The organism is Streptomyces sp. NPDC001093, from assembly GCF_040298985.1.
Lineage (GTDB): Bacteria > Actinomycetota > Actinomycetes > Streptomycetales > Streptomycetaceae > Streptomyces.
The window spans coordinates 1-22,137 of sequence record NZ_JBEPBF010000049.1; the positions used below are offsets into that span (position 1 = coordinate 1).

The window sequence follows — 22,137 nt, forward strand, 5'->3', positions numbered from 1 at the left end:
GTCGCGGCGGCGCGGTTCGGCGGTGACGTGCCCGGCGCGCTCACCGCGGCGGCCCGGCAGCCGGGCGCCGAGGGGCTGCTCGGGCTCGCCGCGTGCTGGCGGGTGGCCGTGGACCGGGGCGCCGGGCTCGCGGCGGGCCTGGACCGGCTGGAGGCGGCCCTGCGCGCCGAGCGGGACCAGCGTGCCGATCTGCGCGCCCAGTTGGCGGGTGCCCGGGCGACCACGGTGCTGCTCGCCGTGCTCCCCGCGCTCGGCCTGCTCCTCGGCTCCGCCATGGGCGCGGCCCCGCTCCACGTCCTGCTCCACACGGGCGCCGGCCTCGGTTGCCTGGCGATCGGGTCCGCCTTCGAGGTGGCCGGGATGTGGTGGGCCGTGCGGATCGTGCGGGGAGCGGGAGCGGGAGCGGGAGCGGGAGCGGGGTGAGGGGGCACGCGGTGGTCTTCGGGGCGGGCGCGCGAGGGATGCGCCGGCCAGGGCATCCGGGGTGGGGAGCGAACTGCGGTGCGTGGGCCGGGACGTCCGGGAACTGGTGGCGGGCCGGCAGGTGTGGCGCGGTGGTGGGGAGCCGGGGGGTGCGGGGCCTGGCGGCCGGGGCGGTATGCGCGGGCCAAGGCGTGGGCAATGGGGGCGTCCCGTACCGGGCGACGTGGCGGGACAGGCGGGCGGGAGCGTGCGAGGAAGCGTGCTGTCAAGGGCGTGTGGAGCGGGAGCGGTCAGCGGGGGAGCGGAGCGGCGTGTGCGGGACGAGGTGCGTGACGGGGCGGGTCGGCTGGGACGTGTGGGGAGAGCGGGCGGTATGAGCGGGGAAGTTGTCCACAGGCTGGGGGCGGCCGGGGGTGCTGTGCTGGTCCTCGGCTGGGCGGTTCGGCGGTTGGAGCTGGTCCGCAGGAGGCGTCGGGCACGGCGACGGGTGACCGAGCTGCTCGGTCTCGAAGTGCCGGTGCCCAGGCGGCGGTTCGCGTCGGCGGGCGTAGCGCGGCGGTGGCTGCCGTTGGCGGGGGCGATGTGCGGTGCCTGGGTCCTGGTCGGCGGTGTGACCGGCGCCGTGCTGGGGCTGGGCGCCGGAGTCGTGCTGTGGTGGTGGCGGAGCCGGGAGGCGGCCGCCGGCCGGGCGGAGCCCGTCGACACGGCCGCCGCCACACGCCAACTCCCGCTGGCCGCCGATCTGCTGGCCGCCTGTGTCGCGGCCGGAGCCGCACCGGTGATCGCCGCACAGGCGGTGGGGGAGGCGCTCGACGGGCCGGTCGGGGAGGCGCTGGCGCGGGGTGCGGCCGAGGTGCGGCTCGGCGGTGAACCGGCTCAGGCCTGGCGGCGGTTGGCCGAGCTGCCAGGTGCCGCAGCGCTGGCGCGGCTGCTGGAGCGGGCCGACGAGTCCGGGCTCCCGGCGGCCGGTCCGGCCGCCCGCCTCGCCTCCGACGCACGCGCACAGTGGGCCCGCACCGCCACGGCCCGGGCCCGGCGCGCGGCCGTACTGATCTCTGCCCCGGTGGGCCTGTGCTTCCTGCCCGCCTTCATCGCGGTGGGCGTCCTGCCCGTCGTGATCGGACTCGCGGGCGGCGTGATGGGAGGCAGGTGAGGCGTACGAGAGCGAACGAGCCCAGGCGGCCACCGAGCCGAGCAATCGCGGAGAACCACGAAAGACCTGAATCCCAAGGGGGCTGGAATGCACAGGAAGACCAAGGAAGCGACGGTACGGCTGCGGCGGAAGGGCCGCGGGGACGCCGGAATGGTGACGTCCGAGTACGCGATGGGCATCATCGCGGCCGTCGGTTTCGCGTTGCTGCTCTACGAAGTCGTCACCAGCGGCCAGGTCCGGGCGGAGCTGCAGGACATCGTGAAGAAGGCCCTCAGTGCGCGGATGTGAGCGAGGAGCCGACCGGGGGTTCGTGACCGCGGAGGCGGCCGTGGTGCTGTGCGTGCTGGTGGCGTTCACGATGGCACTGGTCTGGGGGCTGCTCGTGGTGGCCGCACAGATCCAGTGCGTGGACGCCGCCCGCATCGGCGCCCGGGCCGCCGCCCGTCAGGATCCGGCCGACGCCGTGGTGACGGTGACCCGGCAGGCCGCGCCGCGCGGCGCCCGGGTGACGGTCGGTCGCGAGGGCGACCAGGTACGGGTGACGGTGGTGGCCAGACCGCCGGTGCTGAGCGGACTGCCGTTCGAGCTGCGGGAGCAGGCCGTCGCACCGGCCGAGGAGACCGCGGCGACCGGGGAGGCGGAGCAGTGAGGGGCTGTGGGGCGAGGGAACGGCACCACTCGGACCGGGGGTCCGCCACCGTGTGGAGTCTGGGGGCGATGGCCGTGCTGTGCGCGGTGTTCGGCGCCGTGCTCGCGCTGGGGCAGGCCGTCGTCGTCCGGCACCGGGCGGCCGGCGGCGCGGATCTGGCGGCGCTCGCGGCGGCGGCCCACTGGGAGCAGGGCGGCGCGGCGGCCTGCGCGCGGGCCGAGCGGGTGGCGGCGGCCCAGGGGGTACGGCTGGTCCGGTGCACGGTCGTCGGCGAGACCTCGGACGTGACGGCGGCCTCGGGAAGAGGGCCGTTCGCGGCGGAGGCCAGGGCCAGAGCGGGGCCGGCGGGACCGGTGCCGAGCGGATCAGTGCCGAAGGTTCAGCGCGGGAACTCCCCTGCGTCCGGTGCACCGGCACCGGAAGACCCTGTACCTGGGGGACCGGTGCCGGAAGCCGTCGTACGGGGAGGACCGGTGCCGGAAGCCGCCGTACGGGGGAGGACGGGGGCTGGAAGCCGCAGTACCGGGAGGAGCGGGGCTCGAAGCGGCACCGTGCGGTGAGCCGTGCCCGGAGCCCCGTGCCGGGCTCCCTCGCCGGGAGGCCCCGCGCCGGGAGCCCCAGCGTCGGAAAGTCCTCGCGCCGGGAGGCCCCGCGCCGGGAGGCCCCGCGCCGGAAAGCCCCCGCGCTGGAGCCCGCACCCATCGCGGACCCCTCGTGCCGGAGAGCCCCGCGCCGCACGCGCTCAACCCCGCGGTGCCGGCCCCGGAGCAGGCTCCTCCGTCGGCTGCTCCGCCGGAGCCAGCCCCTCCGCCGGCTGTTCCCGAGCAGCCGACACGCCCGTCGGCTGCTCCGCCGGCTTCTCCTCCGGTGCCCCCCGCAACAGCACCGTGAGGAGCCGTACCGCCCCCCTCTTGTGCAGTGGGTCGTTGCCGTTGCCGCACTTGGGGGACTGGATGCAGGACGGGCAGCCGGCCTCGCACTCGCAGGAGGCGATGGCCTCGCGGGTTGCGGTGAGCCAGGTGCGGGCGGTGTGGAAGGCGCGCTCGGCGAAGCCCGCGCCGCCGGGGTGGCCGTCGTACACGAAGACCGTCGGCAGCAGGGTGTCCGGGTGCAGCGGGACCGAGACGCCCCCGATGTCCCAGCGGTCGCAGGTCGCGAAGAGGGGGAGCAGGCCGATGGAGGCGTGCTCGGCGGCGTGCAGGGAGCCGCCGAGGATCTCCGGGGTGATCCGGGCCTCGTCCAGCTGGTCCTCGGTGACCGTCCACCACACCGCGCGCGTGCGCAGCGTACGAGGAGGGAGGTCGAGTCTGGTCTCACCGAGCACTTCGCCGGTCATGAGGCGTCTGCGCAGGTAGGAGACCACCTGGTTGGTGACCTCGACCGAGCCGTAGCACAGGCGGCCCGCGCCCCACGGGATCTCGGTGTCCGTCTCCAGGACGGAGATCGACGTGGTGTCGCGGGCGACCGTGGAGTACGGCGGATCGGCCTGCTCGACCAGGGCGACCGAGTCCTCCAGGTCCAGCCGGCGGACCAGGTAGGTGCGGCCCTGGTGGAGGTGGACCGCGCCCTCGTGGACCGTGGAGTGCGCGGCGCCCGCGTCGACCGTGCCGAGCAGGCGACCGGTGCCGGACTCCACGACCTGCACCGGACGCCCGCCCGCGCCGCGGATGTCGGTCAGGTCGGCGGCCCGCTCCCGGCGTGTCCAGTGCCAGGCCTTCGTCCGCCGGCGCAGCAGCTTCGCGCCCTCCAGCTGCGGCAGCACGTCCGCACAGGCAGGGCCGAAGAGGTCCAGGTCCTCCTCGGTCAGCGGGAGTTCCGCGGCGGCGGCGCACAGGTGCGGGGCGAGGACGTAGGGGTTGTCCGGGTCGAGGACGGTGGACTCCACCGGCTGGGCGAACAGGGCCTCGGGGTGGTGGACCAGGAAGGTGTCCAGCGGGTCGTCGCGGGCCACCAGCACGGCGAGCGCGCCCTGTCCGGAGCGGCCCGCGCGGCCCGCCTGCTGCCACAGGGAGGCGCGCGTGCCCGGGTAGCCGGCGATGACCACCGCGTCCAGGCCGGAGACGTCCACGCCGAGTTCCAGGGCCGTCGTGGCGGCGAGGCCGAGGAGTTCACCGGAGTGCAGGGCGCGTTCCAGGGCGCGGCGCTCCTCGGGGAGGTAGCCGCCGCGGTAAGCCGCGACCCGCCGGACCAGGGCGCGGTCGACCTCGGCCAGTTTCTCCTGGGCGATCACCGAGATCAGCTCGGCGCCGCGCCGGGACCGTACGAAGGCCACCGAGCGCACGCCCTGCACGGTGAGGTCGGTCAGCAGATCGGCGGTCTCGGCGGTGGCGGTACGCCGTACGGGTGCGCCCTTCTCGCCGTGCAGCTCGGTGAGCGGGGGCTCCCACAGGGCGAAGACCAGCTCCCCGCGCGGGGAGGCGTCGTCGGCGACCTCGAGCACCGGCAGGCCGGTCAGCCGGCGGGCGGCCACGGCGGGCTCGGCGGCGGTCGCCGAGGCCAGCAGGAAGACGGGCGAGGCGCCGTAGCGGGCGCACAGGCGGCGCAGCCGGCGCAGCACCTGGGCGACGTGCGAGCCGAAGACGCCCCGGTAGGTGTGGCACTCGTCGATGACGACGTACTTGAGGGCCTTCAGGAAGGAGGACCAGCGCGGGTGGGAGGGGAGTATCCCGCGGTGCAGCATGTCGGGGTTGGTGAGGACGTAGTTGGCGTACTGGCGGATCCACTCCCGTTCCTCGAACGGGGTGTCGCCGTCGTACACGGCCGGGCGCACCGAGGTGCCGAGCGGTTGTGAAAGTTCCTTCACCGAACGGCACTGATCCGCCGCGAGCGCTTTGGTGGGCGCGAGGTACAGGGCGGTGGCGCCTCGGCCGTTCGGAGCCTCGGAGCCGTCCAGGAGGGTGGACAGGACGGGCACGAGGTACGCGAGGGACTTTCCGGAGGCGGTGCCGGTGGCGACGACCACCGAGTCACCGTCCAGGGCGTGCTCGGCGGCCAGCGCCTGGTGCGCCCAGGGGTGTTCGATGCCGCACGCCTGGACGGCCGCGATCACCTCGGACCGGATTCGGTCAGGCCAGACGGCATGGCGGCCCGCGCGCGGGGGCAAGTGCTCCGTATGAGTGATGCGCGCAGCCCGGCTCGGCCCGGAGGCGAGCCGGTCCAGAACCGCGCCCGGAGACGGGCGGGACGCCGGGTCCGCCGGGGATCGATCGGATCGGTGATTCTTGGCCATCGGCACCGAGTGTGTCACTGGCGTGACGGACAATGGAGTCAAGGCGTCGTGCACACCTGCCGGTAAGTGATTGAATGCCATCGCGGCTGGCGTTGCGTCCCTGGGGCCGCAAGCCGAGGTGTCCTTAAGGGCGACCGCTCGATAGCAAGGTGCTGGAGGATCCGTGGACCTGTCCCTGTCGACCCGTACCGTCGGCGATCGTACGGTCGTCGAGGTCGGTGGCGAAATCGATGTATACACCGCGCCCAAGCTGCGCGAGCAGCTGGTCGAGCTGGTGAACGACGGGAATTTCCACCTCGTCGTCGACATGGAGGGCGTGGATTTCCTCGACTCCACCGGACTCGGCGTGCTGGTCGGCGGCCTGAAGCGAGTGCGTGCCCACGAGGGCTCGCTGCGCCTGGTCTGCAACCAGGAGCGCATTCTCAAGATCTTCCGTATCACCGGCCTCACCAAGGTGTTCCCGATCCACACCTCGGTCGAGGAAGCGGTGGCGGCCACCGACTGACCCTGGAGCGGTGACCGGCGCCGGGCTCCCTTCGGAGCCCGGACGCCGGCCGATGGCGTCCGGTCCGCCGCGCCGGCGGCCGGGGCGTCGACCGGTTCCGTCCCGGGCCCTGAAGCGGCCCGGGGCACAGAAGCACATCAGGGGTGCGGGCTCCCGGCGGCCCTGCCCCCGACCGCACGCCCGTAGTCGCGAGGGGGATGCATGGCCACCGTCGAACTCCGCTTCAGCGCGCTGCCCGAGCACGTCCGGACCGCCCGGTTGGTGGCGGCCGCGGTGGCACGCAGGGCCGGAGTGGACGAGGCCGTCCTCGACGAGCTCCGGCTCGCCGTCGGCGAGGCCTGCTCCCGCGCCGTCGGACTGCACCAGAGCAGCGGCATCAGCGCGCCCGTGAAGGTGGCGCTGATCGAAGAGGAGAAACAGTTCTCCATCGAGGTCGGCGACGAGGCGCCGCACGCCGCCCCGGGCGACACGCCCGGCGCCGCGCAGGATGGCGAGGCGGAGGTCGAGGAGGACGAGATGGGCCTCGCGGTCATCAGCGGCCTCGTCGACGACGTCCAGGTCACCACCGGACACGACGGCGGCCTGATCCGCATGACCTGGCCGACCACACCGCCGGCCACGGCGCTGGTCTGAACGCCGCGCCGCACCACCTCACGAGGGCCCTGCCGAGCAGGGCCCTCGGTGTTTTTCCAGCGCAAGGCGCACATCCCGAATTCGTGAATAAATTCACGATCATTAAAAATGCCTCGGAGGCATTACTCCATTCGGGTGGTCGGGTGGGATCTCGATCATTTACTGATGGGTCGGCGGAGGCGAATTCCGTTTACCGCGCCCTGTTTAGATCACACTGAGGTACCTAGAATCCCCACATCTTGAGCTCAGCCCAAGCGTCAAGGAGGACGAATGGCGGGGCTTTCTACCCCTCAATCGGGTCATCCCACATCCCTCGCAGCCGCAGTTCTGACCGGCGACAACCGGATCATCGTGGCCGTCATCGCGGCGGTCGCGCTCGCCGCACTGGTGGTCGCGGGGATCCTGGTGCGTCAGGTGCTGGCCGCGGGCGAGGGCACCGACAGCATGAAGCGGATCGCCGAGGCGGTCCAGGAAGGCGCGAAGGCGTACCTCGCCCGGCAGTTGCGCACGCTCGGCGCATTCGCCGTGGTCGTCTTCTTCCTGCTCATGCTCCTGCCCGCGGACGACTGGAATCAACGTGCCGGACGATCGGTGTTCTTCCTGATCGGTGCGGTGTTCTCGGCGGCCACCGGCTATATCGGCATGTGGCTCGCCGTGCGCAGCAACGTACGGGTCGCCGCGGCGGCCCGGGAAGCCACCCCGGGACCGGGCGAACCGCAAAAGGATCTCACCACCGTCTCGCACACCGCGATGAAGATCGCATTTCGCACGGGCGGCGTCGTCGGCATGTTCACGGTGGGGCTCGGCCTGCTGGGCGCCTCCTGCGTGGTGCTGGTGTACGCGGCCGATGCGCCGAAGGTGCTGGAGGGCTTCGGCCTCGGTGCCGCCCTGATCGCGATGTTCATGCGTGTGGGCGGCGGCATCTTCACCAAGGCCGCCGACGTCGGCGCCGACCTGGTCGGCAAGGTCGAACAGGGCATTCCGGAGGACGATCCGCGCAATGCCGCGACCATCGCCGACAACGTGGGCGACAACGTCGGCGACTGCGCGGGCATGGCGGCCGACCTCTTCGAGTCGTACGCCGTGACCCTGGTGGCCGCCCTGATCCTCGGCAAGGTCGCCTTCGGCAACTCGGGACTCGCCTTCCCGTTGCTCGTGCCCGCGATCGGCGTCATCACCGCGATGATCGGCATCTTCGCGGTCGCCCCGCGGCGCGCCGACCGCAGCGGCATGACGGCGATCAACCGCGGTTTCTTCATCTCCGCGGTGATCTCGCTCGCCCTGGTCGCGGTCGCGGTCTTCGTCTACCTGCCCTCGAAGTACTCCGCTCTGCACGGCGTGACGGACGCGGCGATCAGGGGCAAGGACGGCGATCCGCGGATCCTCGCCCTGGTCGCGGTGGCGATCGGCATCCTGCTGGCCGCCGTCATCCAGCAGTTGACCGGCTACTTCACCGAGACCAACCGCCGCCCGGTCCGGGACATCGGCAAGACCTCCCTCACCGGACCGGCCACCGTCGTCCTGTCCGGCATCTCGGTCGGCCTGGAATCCGCCGTCTACACCGCGCTGCTCATCGGGCTCGGCGTGTACGGCGCGTTCCTGCTCGGCGGTACGTCGATCATGCTCGCGCTGTTCGCGGTCGCGCTGGCCGGCACCGGCCTGCTCACCACGGTCGGCGTGATCGTCGCCATGGACACCTTCGGGCCGGTCTCCGACAACGCGCAGGGCATCGCCGAGATGTCCGGCGACGTCGAGGGCGCGGGCGCACAGGTGCTCACCAACCTGGACGCGGTCGGCAACACCACCAAGGCCATCACCAAGGGCATCGCCATCGCCACCGCTGTCCTCGCCGCGTCGGCGCTGTTCGGGTCGTACCGCGACGCGATCACCACCAACGTGCAGGACGTCGGGGCGAAACTCACCGGGCCGGGTGCGCCGATGAGTCTGTCCCTGGACATCTCGCAGCCCAGCAACCTCGTCGGCCTCATCGCGGGCGCCGCGGTCGTCTTCCTCTTCTCCGGACTGGCCATCAACGCCGTGTCGCGTTCGGCGGGTTCGGTGGTGTTCGAGGTGCGGCGGCAGTTCCGTGAGCGGCCCGGGATCATGGACTTCACCGAGAAGCCCGAGTACGGCAAGGTCGTCGACATCTGCACCAAGGACGCCCTGCGGGAGCTGGCCACGCCAGGTCTGCTCGCCGTGATGGCGCCGATCTTCGTCGGGTTCACGCTCGGCGTCGGCTCGCTCGGCTCCTACCTCGCCGGCGCGATCGGTGCGGGCACGCTGATGGCGGTGTTCCTCGCCAACTCCGGCGGCGCCTGGGACAACGCCAAGAAGCTGGTGGAGGACGGCCACCACGGCGGCAAGGGCAGTGAGGCCCACGCGGCCACGGTGATCGGCGACACGGTCGGTGACCCCTTCAAGGACACCGCCGGGCCGGCGATCAACCCGCTGCTGAAGGTCATGAACCTGGTCTCCCTGCTCATCGCGCCCGCGGTCATCAAGTTCTCCTACGGCAACGACAAGAACCTGGGCGTGCGGATCACGATCGCGCTCCTCGCGCTCGTGGTGATCGTCGTCGCCGTGTACGTCTCCAAGCGGCGCGGCATCGCCGTCGGCGACGACGAGAGCACCGGGCGGGTCTCCAACTCGGCGAACACGGCGGTGGTTTCCTAGCCGAAATCCCTGACTGTTCGAGAAGTCCTGCTCAACGGGCGGGCGGGCGGCACGTGTTGGCGTGCCGCCCGCCCGCTGCCGTCTGTGCGGGGTCGTGTGCGGGGCATCCGTGGGCGTCTGCCGGTCCGCTTGTGGGCTCGGCCACATGGTGAGTCTTCTCTCTCATGGTGCGAAGAGTCACAAAGGGCGCCTTAGGGAGCGTTCGGGGTGCGGAGGGTGTGGGTCCGCCGTGTAGGGTCCGTGGGCCGAGAGCCATGGAAGGGACCAATCCGGTGAACAAGAAGCTCGCGGCCGCACTGTCCGGCGGTGCGGTACTGGTGGCGGCGCTGTCGGGATGCACCAGCAGCGGCGGCGGTGACAAGGGCCCCGACCCCAAGCTGGTCGCCTGGGCCAAGTCGGTGTGCGACGCGGTGCCCGCGCAGGACGCGAAGATCAAGGCGGCGAACGCGGCGATCAGCACGACGGCCGCCGACACCGCAAAGCCCGAGACCCTCCAGAAGACGGACTCGCAGGCCTTCCAGGACATGGCCGACGGCTACAAGGCGATCGCCACCGCCGTCAGCAGCGCGGGCGCGCCTCCCGGTGTCCAGGACGGCGCCGAGCGGCTCCAGGGCGTCGTGAAGAGCTTCAACGGGCTCTCCGCCTCCTACGCCGGCCTGAAGAAGCAGGTCGACGCGCTGAACACCAAGGACCAGGCCAAGTTCGCCTCGGGTCTGCACGACATCGCGGTGCAGATGACGGACCTGGAGAAGCAGCACAAGAGCGGCACCGACGCGCTGGAGAAGCTCCAGCAGGGCGATGTCAAGAACGCCATCGCCCAGCAGGCCAGCTGCAAGAAGGTCGCGGCCACGGCTTCCTCCTCGTCCTCGCCGTCGGCGGGCTGACCGGTCGCTTGTACGGCGGACCGCCGACCGCCGGTGACGGCCGAGGACTGACGGGCAGTGCTTACGGCGCCCGGTCGGCGGGCCCGGCCGGGGCCGTACCGGTGAGGCGTGCTGAGGCCGCCTACGGAACGTGCCGCGGGCCACAATGGGGGGCGTGACTGACTCCGGACCCGCTTCCCTGCCCGCTTCCGACCGGCCCGACATCGCCGCGCGCCTGCGTGACGCGCTGCTGGCCGCCTCCTTCACCGCCGACGGGCTGCTGGACCTGCTCGGCGCCCCCGCGTACGCGGCGCTGGCCCGCAGCGAGACCGTGCCCGCGCTGAGGGCGACCCGTGGCGACACGCCGCTGGAGACGCTCGTACGGCTCTTCCTGCTCCAGCAGCCGGTGCCGCACGCGCGCGTGGCGGCCGTTCTGCCGGCCGAGGAGGCGCTGGAGGCCGGGTGGCTCACGCGCGTGGGCGGCGACGAGGTGGCCGCCACCGTGGACGTACGGCCCTACGGCGGTCCCGGGGGCGAGGACTGGTTCATCGTCTCCGACCTGGGCTGCGCGGTCGGCGGAGCCGGCGGGATCGGGCAGCGCGACGAGGGCGTCGTACTCGGCGTCGGCGGTGCCTCCACGACCCTCGCCGGCATCACCGTCCGTACGCCGGTGGCGTCCGCCCTGGACCTCGGCACCGGCTCCGGCATCCAGGCGCTGCACGCCGCCCAGCACGCCACGCGCGTGACGGCCACCGACCTCAACCCGCGCGCCCTGCACATCACCGCGCTCACGCTCGCGCTCTCCGCCGCCCCCTCCGCCGACCTGCGCGAGGGTTCGCTGTTCGAACCGGTCCGGGACGACGAGACCTTCGACCTGATCGTCTCCAACCCGCCCTTCGTCATCTCGCCCGGCGCTCGCCTCACGTACCGGGACGGTGGCATGGGCGGGGACGATCTGTGCCGCTCGCTCGTTCAGCAGGCGGGGGAACGGCTGAACGAGGGCGGGTTCGCGCAGTTCCTCGCCAACTGGCAGCACGTAGCGGGGGAGGACTGGCAGGACAGACTCAGGTCGTGGGTGCCGCGCGGGTGCGATGCCTGGATCGTGCAGCGCGAGGTACAGGACGTCACGCAGTACGCCGAGCTGTGGCTGAGGGACGCCGGTGACCACCGCGGGGACGCGGCGCAGTACCAGGCGCGGTACGACGCCTGGCTCGACGAGTTCGAGGCGCGCAAGGTCAGGGCGGTCGGCTTCGGCTGGATCACTCTGCGCCGGACGGGTTCCGCCGAGCCCGTCGTCACGGTGGAGGAGTGGCCACACCCGGTCGAGCAGCCCCTCGGGGACACGATCCGGGCGCACTTCGAGCGCCTCGACTATCTCCGGGAGCACGACGACGCGGCGCTCCTCGACAGCCACTTCAAGCTCGCCGCGGAGGTGGTCCAGGAGCAGGTCGGGCTGCCCGGTGCCGAGGACCCGGAGCATGTGGTGCTGCGCCAGCACCGCGGGATGCGCCGGGCCACGAAGGTGGACACGGTCGGCGCCGGGTTCGCGGGCGTCTGCGACGGCACGCTGAGCGCGGGCCGCATCCTGGACGCCATCGCCCAGCTCATGGACGAGGACCCGGTGGTGCTCCGGGACCGGACGCCCGCGCAGATCCGCCTGCTGGTGGAGCAGGGCTTCCTCGACCCGGCGCACTGAGCCGACCGGGCACGGCGGCGGGGCTACGGCGGCCGGTCCGGCGCGCGGCGGGGTACCGCGGCCGGTCCGGCACAGACAGGGGTACGGCGGCCGGTCCGGCGTGCCGTGGGCCAGGGCGGCTTGGGTCGCCTGAGGTATGCCCGGTACCGGTGGGGTCGTAGCCGTCCCCCGTTGCCCCGGTGGGCCGCGTCCGGATCATCGTCGTATGCCGAGGGCACGGACCGGTGTGCGGCCCGGTGCCGACCGGCGGCGGGTGCCGTGACGCGCCGATGCCGGGAAAACGGCCGGAAAAATATGGGCGTGGCGGCCGCCCACGCCCTGTTCGACCGTGTGTTCGATGTCACGTCGACTTCTCGTTCACCCCGATGTTGCCCGGCCGTCTCCTGTCCGCCTCCCGCGCGTGCCAGTGTCCCGGCGCGGGCGGAGCCGGACGGCACGGAAGAGGTGGGTGGGGGATGGAGAGCGGGCCGGCGATCTTCGCGGGAATGGTGTTCGCCCTGTTCGGAGGCGCCCTGCTCGCCTGGACCGGCACCCGCCTCAGGCGCCGTGAGCCGGTCGCCCACGGTGTGAACCAGGTCGCATCGGCGGCCCTTGCGAGCGTGGCCGGGACGGTCGCGCTGGCCCTCGGCGTCTACTGCCTGACCCGCCTCTGACGTCGGCAGGTGCGCTGGGAAGGAGTGGCGCAGGAGTAAGGGGAGCGTCACGCTCCGGACATGCCTCGAGTGGGTACTCGGTAGTCCGGGCGGCAGGAATGGCGGTAGTCGGGTTACCGTTCGAGTGGCCGTTGTGGGCTTTTCCCGTTTGACACGGGGGCGGGATGTACCGTCACACTCCGCAGCGTCACACGTGCCAGCAGTACGCCGCGACCCCGGGACCAAAGGCCTGGGGAGGCCCCAGCGTCGACCGGAGAGAAGAGCGAAGTTGTCCCCGACCAGCGAGACCGCACAGGGCGGCCGCCGACTCGTCATCGTCGAGTCGCCTGCCAAGGCGAAGACGATCAAGGGCTACCTCGGCCCCGGCTACGTCGTCGAAGCGAGCGTCGGGCACATCCGCGACCTCCCCAACGGCGCCGCGGAGGTGCCCGAGAAGTACACCGGCGAGGTCCGCCGCCTCGGTGTGGACGTCGACCATGACTTCCAGCCGATCTATGTGATCAACGCCGACAAGAAGGCACAGGTCAAGAAGCTCAAGGACCTGCTGAAGGACTCCGACGAGCTCTTCCTCGCCACCGATGAGGACCGGGAGGGCGAGGCGATCGCCTGGCACCTCCAGGAGGTCCTCAAGCCGAAGATCCCGGTCAAGCGGATGGTCTTCCACGAGATCACCAAGGACGCGATCCGCGAGGCCGTCGCCAACCCGCGCCAGCTCAACCAGAAGCTGGTCGACGCCCAGGAGACCCGCCGCATCCTCGACCGCCTCTACGGCTACGAGGTCTCGCCGGTCCTGTGGAAGAAGGTCATGCCCCGGCTGTCCGCCGGCCGTGTCCAGTCCGTCGCCACCCGTCTCGTCGTCGAGCGGGAACGTGAGCGCATCGCTTTCCGTTCCGCCGAGTACTGGGACCTGACGGGCACCTTCGCGACCGGCCGCGCGGGCGATCCGTCGGACCCGTCGTCGCTGGTCGCCCGCCTGCAGACCGTCGACGGCAGGCGGATCGCGCAGGGCCGCGACTTCGACTCCCTGGGACAGCTCAAGGGCGAGAACACCCTCCACCTCGACGAGGCGACCGCCCGGGCCCTGGCCGCCGCACTGGAGAACACCCGCTTCTCCGTGCGCTCCGTCGAGTCCAAGCCGTACCGCCGCTCGCCGTACGCCCCGTTCCGTACGACGACGCTGCAGCAGGAGGCCAGCCGCAAGCTCGGCTTCGGCGCGAAGGCCACCATGCAGGTCGCGCAGAAGCTGTACGAGAACGGCTACATCACGTACATGCGTACGGACTCCACGACGCTGAGCGACACCGCGATCGCGGCCGCCCGCGCCCAGGTCACGCAGCTGTACGGCGCCGACTACCTGCCCCCGCAGCCGCGTACCTACGCCGCCAAGGTCAAGAACGCGCAGGAGGCCCACGAGGCGATCCGCCCCTCGGGTGATCGTTTCCGCACTCCCGCCGAGACCGGCCTGACCGGCGACCAGTTCAAGCTCTACGAGCTGATCTGGAAGCGGACCGTCGCCTCCCAGATGAAGGACGCGACCGGTAACTCCGTGACCGTGAAGATCGGCGGCACCGCCGCCGACGGCCGGGACGTCGAGTTCAGCGCCTCCGGCAAGACGATCACCTTCCACGGCTTCCTGAAGGCCTACGTCGAGGGTGCCGACGACCCGAACGCCGAGCTGGACGACCGCGAGCGCCGGCTGCCGCAGGTCGCCGAGGGTGACGCGCTGTCCGCCGAGGAGATCACGGTCGACGGCCACGCCACCAAGCCCCCGGCCCGCTACACCGAGGCCTCCCTGGTCAAGGAGCTGGAAGAGCGCGAGATCGGCCGCCCGTCGACGTACGCGTCGATCATCGGCACCATCCTCGACCGCGGGTACGTCTTCAAGAAGGGCACGGCCCTGGTGCCGTCCTTCCTGTCCTTCGCTGTGGTGAACCTCCTGGAGAAGCACTTCGGGCGGCTCGTCGACTACGGTTTCACCGCCAAGATGGAGGACGACCTCGACCGCATCGCGGCCGGCGAGGCCAAGGCCGTGCCGTGGCTGAAGCGGTTCTACTTCGGCGAGACCCTCTCTGACAGCGGCGCCGCCGCGGGCGGCCACGGCACCGCGGCCGATGCGGGCAACGGCGACGGGGACCACCTCGGCGGTCTCAAGGAGCTGGTGACCGACCTGGGCGCGATCGACGCGCGCGAGGTGTCGTCGTTCCCGGTGGGCAACGACATCGTGCTCCGCGTCGGCCGCTACGGCCCGTACATCGAGCGCGGCGAGAAGGACACCGAGCAGCACCAGCGCGCGGACGTCCCGGACGACCTGGCGCCGGACGAGCTGTCCGTCGAGCTGGCCGAGGAGCTGCTGGCCAAGCCCAGCGGCGACTTCGAGCTGGGCACCGACCCGGCCACGGGCCACCAGATCGTCGCCAAGGCCGGCCGGTACGGCCCCTACGTCACGGAGATCCTCCCCGAGGGCACCCCGAAGACCGGCAAGAACGCGGTCAAGCCGCGCACGGCCTCGCTCTTCAAGTCGATGTCGCTCGACACGGTCACGCTCGACGACGCGCTGAAGCTGATGTCGCTGCCGCGTGTCGTCGGCACCGACGCCGAGGGCCAGGAGATCACCGCGCAGAACGGCCGCTACGGGCCGTACCTGAAGAAGGGCACGGACTCGCGCTCGCTGCAGTCCGAGGACCAGCTCTTCACGATCACGCTGGAGGAGGCGCTGGCGATCTACGCCCAGCCCAAGCAGCGTGGCCGGGCCGCCGCCAAGCCGCCGCTGAAGGAGCTGGGCGCCGACCCGGTCTCCGGCAAGCCGGTCGTGGTCAAGGACGGCCGCTTCGGTCCGTACGTCACCGACGGCGAGACCAACGCGACCCTGCGCTCCGGCGACAGCGTCGAGACGATCACCCCGGAGCGCGGCTTCGAGCTGCTCGCCGAGAAGCGTGCGAAGGCGCCCGCCAAGAAGACCGCGAAGAAGGCCCCGGCCAAGAAGGCGGCCCCGGCGAAGAAGACCGCCGCCAAGAAGACGGCGGCGAAGAAGACCACGGCGAAGAAGACGACCGCCAAGAAGGCGACCGCTTCCAAGGCCACGTCGTCCGGCGCGGAGGACTGACGCCTCCGGCGGGCCGCCGCCGGCGCCTCCTCGGCTTCGCTATGCGAACGCCCCGGCATCACTTTGATGTCGGGGCGTGCCCATGCCAGGAGAGGCGGGGTGTGGTGTCGGTGGCTGCCGATAGGCTGAACGCATGACGCGAGCCGAGCAGCCAACGGCCCCCACCACAGCCCCGGACGACGCCCTGGTCGCGGACTCCCGCGAGCGCGCCGTCCGTTCCCTGCTGCGCCGACCGCAGCTGAGGCGCCTGTGGAGCGCACAGCTGGTGAGCGGTGTCGGCGACACCCTCGCCCTCCTCGTCCTGGTCGTCCTCGCCCTCCAGGCGGCGATCGTCCAGGGCGCGTTCGGCGGTGGATACCGGGGTGTGGCGTTCGCAGTGGCGATGGTCTTCGCCGCGCGCGTCCTCGCCGCCCTGCTGTTCGGCGCGGTCCTCCTCGGCCCGCTGACCACGCTCACCGCCCAGGAGGGCCCGCTCGACCGCCGCTGGACCATGGTCGGCGCCGACGGCGTGCGCGCCGCGCTGCTGATCGTCGCGCCCCTGTGGATCGACTGGACCCCGGACAACGCGCTGGCCGTCCTGCTGGTCACCGCCTTCGTCACCGGCGTCGCCGAGCGCCTGTGGACGGTGTGCCGGGAGAGCGCGGCACCGGCCCTGCTGCCCGGCCCGCCCCCGGAGGGCGCCACCGTACGGCCGCTGCCCGACCACATGGACGCCCTGCGCCGCCTCTCGCTGCGCACCAGCTTCCTGGCCGTGCCGCTGGCGGCCGCCGCGCTGGTCGTGGCCGGCCTGCTCAACAACCTGCTGGGCACCGGCGTGGCCTGGTTCGACCAGCATCACGCGGCCCTCGCCTCGTATGTGGCGGCCGGCCTGTTCGCCGCCTCCCTGTCCGTGCTGACCTTCCTGGAGCTGCCCGAGGTCCGCACCCCCCGCGCACGCTCCCCGCTGGAGGGCCTGCGCCGCCCGCGCACCGGCACCGGTGTCGACAAGGGCCGTACGGGCGCGATCCCGCTGCTCGTCCCGGCCTGCGCAGCCGTGGCCGGGGCCATCGCGGCGGCCGTCTCGGTGTGCGTGCTGCACGCCACCGACCTGGGCGGTGGCCCGGTCCTGTACGGCCTGCTGGTGCTGGGCCTGACCGGCGGTGTCGCCGTCGGCATCCGTACGGCGCCCGCGCTGCTGCCCTCGCTCTCGCGCCGCCGGCTGCTCGCCCTCGCGATCGCCTTCACCGGCATCGCCCTGCTGGCCGCCGGGCTGGTCCCGGACGTCACCACGGTGCTGCTGATCGTCACGCTGGCCGGCGTCACCGCGGGCGTGGCCGCGAACACCGGGCACGCCCTGCTCGACCAGGAGACCGAGGACTACCGCCGGTCGCGCGTCACCGGGCACCTGCACGCGGTCGTCCGGGTCTTCATAGCGCTCGGAGCCCTGATCGCGCCCGTGGTCGCCGGGCTCATCGGCCGGCACCGGCTGGAGAACGGCAAGTTCGTCTTCGCGCACGGCGGCGCCTCCTTCACGCTGATGCTGGTCGGCGCGCTGCTGCTGCCGGTCGCGGCCCTGGTGCTCGCCAAGGTCGACGACCGCTCCGGCATCCCGCTGCGCCAGGACCTCAAGGACGCGCTGCTCGGCGGCGACGACCCGGTCGAGGCACCGGCGGCGGGCGGCTTCTTCATCGCCCTGGAGGGCGGCGACGGCGCTGGCAAGTCCACCCAGGCCGAGGCCCTCGCCGAGTGGATCCGGGCCAAGGGCCACGAGGTCGTGCTCACCCGCGAGCCGGGGGCCACGCCCGTCGGCAAGCGGCTGCGCTCGATCCTGCTGGACGTGTCCTCGGCGGGCCTGTCGCACCGCGCGGAGGCGCTGCTGTACGCCGCCGACCGGGCCGAGCACGTCGACACCGTCGTACGGCCCGCCCTGGAGCGCGGCGCGGTGGTCATCTCCGACCGCTACATCGACTCGTCCGTCGCCTACCAGGGCGCCGGCCGCGATCTGTCCCCGACCGAGATCGCCCGCATCAACCGCTGGGCGACCAACGGGCTCGTCCCGCACCTCACCGTCCTGCTGGACGTCTCCCCGGAGACCGCCCGCGAGCGGTTCACCGAGGCGCCGGACCGGCTGGAGTCGGAGCCGGCGGAGTTCCACGCGCGCGTGCGGTCCGGTTTCCTCACGCTGGCCGCCGCCGATCCCGGCCGCTACCTGGTCGTGGACGCCGGTCAGGAGCCCGAGGCGGTCACCACGGTGATCCGGCACCGGCTCGACACCGTGCTCCCCCTGTCCGAGGCCGAGATCCAGGCACAGGAGGAGGCGCGGAGGAAGGCCGAGGAGGAGGCCCGCCGCAAGGCCGAGGAAGAGGCCGCGCGCAAGGCCGAGGAGGAGCGCCTGGAGCGCGAGCGCCAGGAGGAGCTGGCCCGGCTGCGCGCCGAGGAGGAGGAGCGCAAGCGCCGCGAGCTGGAGGAGGCGCAGCGCCGCGAGGCCGAACGGCAGGCCGAGGAGGCCCGGCAGCGGGCGGCGGAGGCCGCCCGGCGCGCTGAGGAGGAGCGGCAGCGCCTCCTCGCCGAGGAGAAGGCCCGCGCCGAGGAGGAGGCTCGCCGCAGGGCCGAGGAGGAGCGGCGCCGCAGGCAGGCCGAGGAGGAGGCCCGGCTGCGTGCGGAAGAGGAGGCGCGCCGTCTGGAGAAGCAGCGCAAGGCCGAGGAGGCGCTGCTGCGAGCCGAGGAGGCCCGTCGGCAGGCGGCCGAGGCAGCGGCGGCGGCCGACACGGCGGCCCGCCGGTCCGGCACGCCCCTGCCGGCCGCGCCGGGCCCGGTCCCGGACGCGGTGACGGTTCCCACCCCGGTGGTGTCGCCCGATCAGGGCGAGCCGGGCACGCGCGGGGCGGGCACGGACGAGACGACGGTGCTGCGTCCGGTGCGCGAGGAGCGGGGCGGCTCCGCCGAGCACGCCCGGGACGCCGCCGCCTCCGACGTCCCCCACCCGGACGCCGAGGTGACCGCAGAACTGCCGCAGCCTCCGGCGGCCCCGGGCGCGGCCGACGAGACGGCGGTGCTGCCCCAGGTGCCGGGCGCGGCGGACGAGACGGCGGTGCTGCCGCCCGTTCCGGGTGCGGCCGACGAGACGGCCGTACTGCCGCCCGTACGGGGTGACGACCCGGCGGACCGGATGCCGTCCGGCTTCTTCCGGGACGAGCGGCCCGCCGCGGGCCCCGACGGCTCCGAGGACCGTACGCGCGAGATGCCGCAGATCGACGCCGACGGCACCCTGCGTCGCCGGCCGCGTCCCGACTGGGCCGAGGAGACCCCGCTGGACGACCTGCCGTCGCTGGCGGACGAACTGCTGGGGTCGTACGACGAGCGGGAGCACGGCGACCACGACGAGGAGCAGGACCGCAGGGGACGCGGCCAGGGCCGGCGCGGCTGACGGCCGGTACCGCCGGGTGCGGCGAAGTAAGTACAGGGGCGGCGCGGGTCGTACACCGACCGGTGCCGCCCTCGCCGTTCCCACCGGCCGTCGAGGCGCACGCGGACCGCGTTGTCAGTGCCCACCCGCACAATGGACTCCAGTACGCGGAGAGTGACGGAAGGGCGGCGTGACCCATGACCGTATGGGACGACCTCGTCGGGCAGGAGAAGGTGAGCGCGGTGCTCGACGCGGCCGCGCGGGACGCCGACGCCCTCGTCACGGCCGCCGCGGCCGACGAGCCGCTGCCCGAGGCGTCGAAGATGACGCACGCCTGGCTGTTCACGGGCCCGCCCGGAGCGGGCCGGAACCAGGCGGCCAGGGCCTTCGCCGCGGCCCTGCAGTGCGTCAGCCCCGACCGCGCCCTCGGCGGAACCCCCGGCTGCGGCTTCTGCGACGGCTGCCACACCGCGCTGCTCGGCACCCATGCGGACGTCACCACGGTGGCCGCCGTCGGCTCCGAGATCCTGGTGAGGGACATGCGGGACACGGTCCGCAAGTCGTTCACCGCCCCGGCGAACGGCCGCTGGCAGATCATCCTGGTCGAGGACGCCGAGCGGCTGAACGAGAAGTCGGCCAACGCCGTCCTCAAGGCGGTGGAGGAGCCCGCCCCCCGCACGGTCTGGCTGCTGTGCGCCCCCTCCATCGAGGACGTCCTGCCGACGATCCGCTCCCGCTGCCGCCACCTGAACCTGCGCACGCCGTCCGTGGACGCGGTCGCCGACACGCTCGTACGGCGCGACGGCATCGAACCCGAGGTCGCCGCGGCCGCCGCCCGCGCCACCCAGGGTCATGTCGACCGCGCCCGGCGCCTGGCCACCGACCCGGCGGCCCGCGAGCGCCGCGCGGCCGTCCTCAAGCTGCCCCTGCGCCTCGACGAGGTCGGTGCCTGCCTCAAGGCCGCCCAGGAGCTGGTCGACGCGGCCGCCGAGGACGCCAAGCAGCTCGCCGAGGAGATGGACGGCAAGGAGACCGAGGAGCTGAAGGCGGCCCTGGGCGCGGCCCAGGGCGGCCGGCTGCCGCGCGGCACGGCGGGCGTGATGAAGGACCTCGAGGACATGCAGAAGCGCCGCAGAACCCGGACGCAGCGCGACAGCCTGGACGTCGCCCTCGGCGACCTCACCGCCTTCTACCGCGACGTCCTCGCGCTCCAGCTCGGCTCCCGCGTGGCGATCGCCAACGGCGACGCCGGGGACGCCCTGGAGCGGCTTGCGCGCGGCAGCACCCCGGAATCCACCCTGCGCCGCATCGAGGCGATCGCCGCGTGCCGCGAGGCCCTCGACCGCAACGTGGCCCCGCTGCTGGCGGTGGAGGCGATGACGATGGCGCTGCGGGCGGGCTGAGCACTGCTCGCGGGCTGAACACCGAAGCGGGAGGCCGACCGACGATGCCACAGGTAAGAAGCCGCCGCCGTTGTCCCTCGTACGAGGCCACAATGCCCACGCATCGCATCGGAGGCGTCGCACAGCGTTACGCTCGCCTGATGCACACCAGGCCATCCCTCCGCCGGAACCCGGGCGTCCGCCCCCGGACGACGGCTCGCCTCACGGCCGCGCTGTTCACGGCCGCCGCCCTGCTCGTGTCCGCCTGCTCCTCCGGGAGCTCCACCACGTCGGCGGGCGGTGGGGCGGACACGGTGCTGGCCGCGCTGCCGCGTGCGACGCCGTCGGCGCTGTCGTCGTACTACTCCCAGCGGCTGCGCTGGCACGGCTGCGGGGTCTCCGGTTTCCAGTGCGCGACGATGACGGCCCCGCTGGACTACGCCGACCCCGGTGCGGGCGACGTCAAGCTGGCCGTGGCCCGCAAGCTCGCCACCGGCAAGGGCAGGCCGCTCGGTTCGCTGCTGGTCAACCCGGGCGGCCCCGGCGGCTCGGCGGTGAACTACTTGCAGACCTACGCGGGCATCGGCTACCCGGCCGACGTCCGTGCCCGCTACGACATGGTCGCGGTGGACCCGAGGGGCGTGGCCGGCAGCGAGCCCGTGGAGTGCCTCGACGGCCGCCAGATGGACGCGTACACGCAGACGGACCTGACGCCCGACGACCAGCAGGAGCGGAACGCGCTGGTCGCGGCGGACACGAAGTTCGCGGCGAGCTGCGGGGCGCACTCGGCGCGGCTGCTGCGGCACGTGTCCACCGTCGAGGCGGCGCGCGACATGGACATCCTGCGGGCGGCACTGGGTGATCCGAAACTGAACTACGTAGGGGCGTCGTACGGGACGTTCCTCGGCGCGACATACGCGGGCCTGTTCCCGCACCGGGTCGGCCGGATGGTCCTGGACGGCGCGATGGATCCGTCCCTGGACGCCCGGCAGATGAACCTCGACCAGACGGCCGGCTTCGAGACGGCCTTCCAGGCGTTCGCGACGGACTGCGTACGGCACTCCGACTGCTCGCTCGGCAGCAGGGGCACGACGCCGGCTCAGGTCGGCGACCACCTCAGGGCGTTCTTCCGGAAGCTGGACGCGCACCCCATCCCGGCGGGCGACGCGGACGGCCGCAAGCTCGGCGAGGCGCTGGCCACGACCGGGGTGATCGCGGCGATGTACGACCAGGGCACGTGGGAGCAGCTGCGCGAGGCGCTGGCCTCGGCGATGAGGCACAACGACGGTGCGGGCCTGCTCGCGCTCTCCGACACGTACTACGAACGGGGCGCCGGCGGCCACTACAGCAACCTGATGATGGCCAACGCGGCCGTGAACTGCCTGGACCTGCCGTCGGCCTTCACCGGCCCCGAGCAGGTCGAGCAGGCGCTGCCCGCCTTCGAGAAGGCATCCCCGGTCTTCGGCGACGGCCTGGCCTGGGCCTCGCTGAACTGCGCGTACTGGCCGGTGAAGGCCACGGGTGAGCCGCATCGCATCGAGGCGAAGGGCGCGGCGCCGATCGTGGTCGTCGGCACCACCCGCGACCCCGCGACCCCCTACCACTGGGCCCAGTCCCTGGCCCACCAGCTCTCCTCGGGCCGCCTCCTGACGTACGTCGGCGACGGCCACACCGCCTACGGCCGCGGCAGCACCTGCATCGACACGGCGATCAACACCTACCTGCTCGGCGGCCCCCCGCCGGCCACGGGAAAGCGCTGCTCATAGCCACTGTGCCCCGCCCCGGACTCC

15 protein-coding genes and 1 pseudogene are annotated in these 22,137 nt (G+C 72.9%); 15 read left to right on the top strand and 1 reads right to left on the bottom strand.

Annotated elements, in window-relative coordinates; all coding sequences use genetic code 11:
- The 5 genes and pseudogenes from ABT288_RS23850 to ABT288_RS23870 all read left to right on the top strand — a co-directional run.
- The coding region (locus ABT288_RS23850) for a type II secretion system F family protein (RefSeq protein WP_351611182.1) at nt 1-423 on the top strand (423 nt) is incomplete at its 5' end.
- A gap of 373 nt (nt 424-796) precedes the next feature.
- Complete coding sequence (locus ABT288_RS23855) at nt 797-1,576, top strand: type II secretion system F family protein (protein WP_351611184.1); 780 nt, start codon at nt 797-799, stop codon at nt 1,574-1,576.
- An 87-nt stretch (nt 1,577-1,663) separates the two neighbouring features.
- Entirely contained in the window at nt 1,664-1,864 is a 201-nt protein-coding gene (locus ABT288_RS23860) for a DUF4244 domain-containing protein (protein WP_351611186.1), read from the top strand.
- A 22-nt stretch (nt 1,865-1,886) separates the two neighbouring features.
- Nucleotides 1,887-2,225 (top strand): TadE family type IV pilus minor pilin, encoded by a 339-nt coding sequence (locus ABT288_RS23865; protein ID WP_351611188.1) that lies wholly within the window; start codon nt 1,887-1,889, stop codon nt 2,223-2,225.
- A pseudogene (locus ABT288_RS23870) lies at nt 2,222-2,587 on the top strand (Rv3654c family TadE-like protein); the annotation flags it as partial. The gene ABT288_RS23865 and the pseudogene ABT288_RS23870, both read left to right, overlap by 4 nt.
- 380 nt (nt 2,588-2,967) lie before the next feature.
- Here ABT288_RS23870 and ABT288_RS23875 read toward each other — a convergent pair.
- The gene (locus ABT288_RS23875) at nt 2,968-5,535 is read right to left on the bottom strand and encodes a DEAD/DEAH box helicase (protein WP_351611190.1); all 2,568 of its coding nucleotides are present in this window, start codon (nt 5,533-5,535) and stop codon (nt 2,968-2,970) included.
- An 82-nt stretch (nt 5,536-5,617) separates the two neighbouring features.
- On the opposite strand from ABT288_RS23875, the gene bldG reads away from it, so the two are divergent.
- From bldG to ABT288_RS23925, 10 genes are all read left to right on the top strand, one after another.
- The gene (gene bldG, locus ABT288_RS23880; RefSeq protein WP_010986038.1) at nt 5,618-5,959 is read left to right on the top strand and encodes an anti-sigma factor antagonist BldG; all 342 of its coding nucleotides are present in this window, start codon (nt 5,618-5,620) and stop codon (nt 5,957-5,959) included.
- A 201-nt stretch (nt 5,960-6,160) separates the two neighbouring features.
- Nucleotides 6,161-6,592, top strand: a complete 432-nt coding sequence (locus tag ABT288_RS23885) for an ATP-binding protein (protein ID WP_351611192.1) — start codon at nt 6,161-6,163, stop codon at nt 6,590-6,592.
- Nucleotides 6,593-6,862: 270 nt separating this feature from the next.
- Nucleotides 6,863-9,265, top strand: a complete 2,403-nt coding sequence (locus tag ABT288_RS23890) for a sodium-translocating pyrophosphatase (protein WP_351611193.1) — start codon at nt 6,863-6,865, stop codon at nt 9,263-9,265.
- Nucleotides 9,266-9,519: 254 nt separating this feature from the next.
- Nucleotides 9,520-10,149 (top strand): small secreted protein, encoded by a 630-nt coding sequence (locus ABT288_RS23895; RefSeq protein WP_351611196.1) that lies wholly within the window; start codon nt 9,520-9,522, stop codon nt 10,147-10,149.
- 154 nt (nt 10,150-10,303) lie between these two features.
- Complete coding sequence (locus ABT288_RS23900; protein WP_450861735.1) at nt 10,304-11,824, top strand: DUF7059 domain-containing protein; 1,521 nt, start codon at nt 10,304-10,306, stop codon at nt 11,822-11,824.
- Between the two features lie 455 nt (nt 11,825-12,279).
- Nucleotides 12,280-12,477 carry a hypothetical protein gene (locus tag ABT288_RS23905; protein ID WP_351611202.1) on the top strand — a complete coding sequence of 66 codons (198 nt, stop codon included), beginning with the start codon at nt 12,280-12,282 and terminating at the stop codon, nt 12,475-12,477.
- 268 nt (nt 12,478-12,745) lie between these two features.
- Nucleotides 12,746-15,580, top strand: a complete 2,835-nt coding sequence (gene topA / locus ABT288_RS23910; RefSeq protein ID WP_351611205.1) for a type I DNA topoisomerase — start codon at nt 12,746-12,748, stop codon at nt 15,578-15,580.
- 133 nt (nt 15,581-15,713) lie between these two features.
- Nucleotides 15,714-18,986 carry a dTMP kinase gene (gene tmk / locus ABT288_RS23915; RefSeq protein ID WP_351611208.1) on the top strand — a complete coding sequence of 1,091 codons (3,273 nt, stop codon included), beginning with the start codon at nt 15,714-15,716 and terminating at the stop codon, nt 18,984-18,986.
- Between the two features lie 176 nt (nt 18,987-19,162).
- Nucleotides 19,163-20,368: a DNA polymerase III subunit delta' gene (locus tag ABT288_RS23920; RefSeq protein ID WP_351611211.1), complete on the top strand. Its 1,206-nt coding sequence runs from the start codon at nt 19,163-19,165 to the stop codon at nt 20,366-20,368.
- A gap of 140 nt (nt 20,369-20,508) precedes the next feature.
- Nucleotides 20,509-22,113 carry an alpha/beta hydrolase gene (locus ABT288_RS23925; protein ID WP_351611214.1) on the top strand — a complete coding sequence of 535 codons (1,605 nt, stop codon included), beginning with the start codon at nt 20,509-20,511 and terminating at the stop codon, nt 22,111-22,113.
- Nucleotides 22,114-22,137: the final 24 nt, after the last annotated feature.

Coding starts and splice junctions, on each gene's coding strand:
- ABT288_RS23860 (WP_351611186.1), top strand. CDS start 1,664: ATGCACAGGAAGACCAAGGAAGCGACGGTACGGCTGCGGCGGAAGGGC.
- ABT288_RS23925 (WP_351611214.1), top strand. CDS start 20,509: ATGCACACCAGGCCATCCCTCCGCCGGAACCCGGGCGTCCGCCCCCGG.
- ABT288_RS23895 (WP_351611196.1), top strand. CDS start 9,520: ATGGAAGGGACCAATCCGGTGAACAAGAAGCTCGCGGCCGCACTGTCC.
- tmk (WP_351611208.1), top strand. CDS start 15,714: ATGACGCGAGCCGAGCAGCCAACGGCCCCCACCACAGCCCCGGACGAC.
- ABT288_RS23920 (WP_351611211.1), top strand. CDS start 19,163: ATGACCGTATGGGACGACCTCGTCGGGCAGGAGAAGGTGAGCGCGGTG.
- ABT288_RS23890 (WP_351611193.1), top strand. CDS start 6,863: ATGGCGGGGCTTTCTACCCCTCAATCGGGTCATCCCACATCCCTCGCA.
- ABT288_RS23875 (WP_351611190.1), bottom strand. CDS start 5,535: ATGGCATTCAATCACTTACCGGCAGGTGTGCACGACGCCTTGACTCCA.
- ABT288_RS23885 (WP_351611192.1), top strand. CDS start 6,161: ATGGCCACCGTCGAACTCCGCTTCAGCGCGCTGCCCGAGCACGTCCGG.
- ABT288_RS23855 (WP_351611184.1), top strand. CDS start 797: ATGAGCGGGGAAGTTGTCCACAGGCTGGGGGCGGCCGGGGGTGCTGTG.
- ABT288_RS23905 (WP_351611202.1), top strand. CDS start 12,280: ATGGAGAGCGGGCCGGCGATCTTCGCGGGAATGGTGTTCGCCCTGTTC.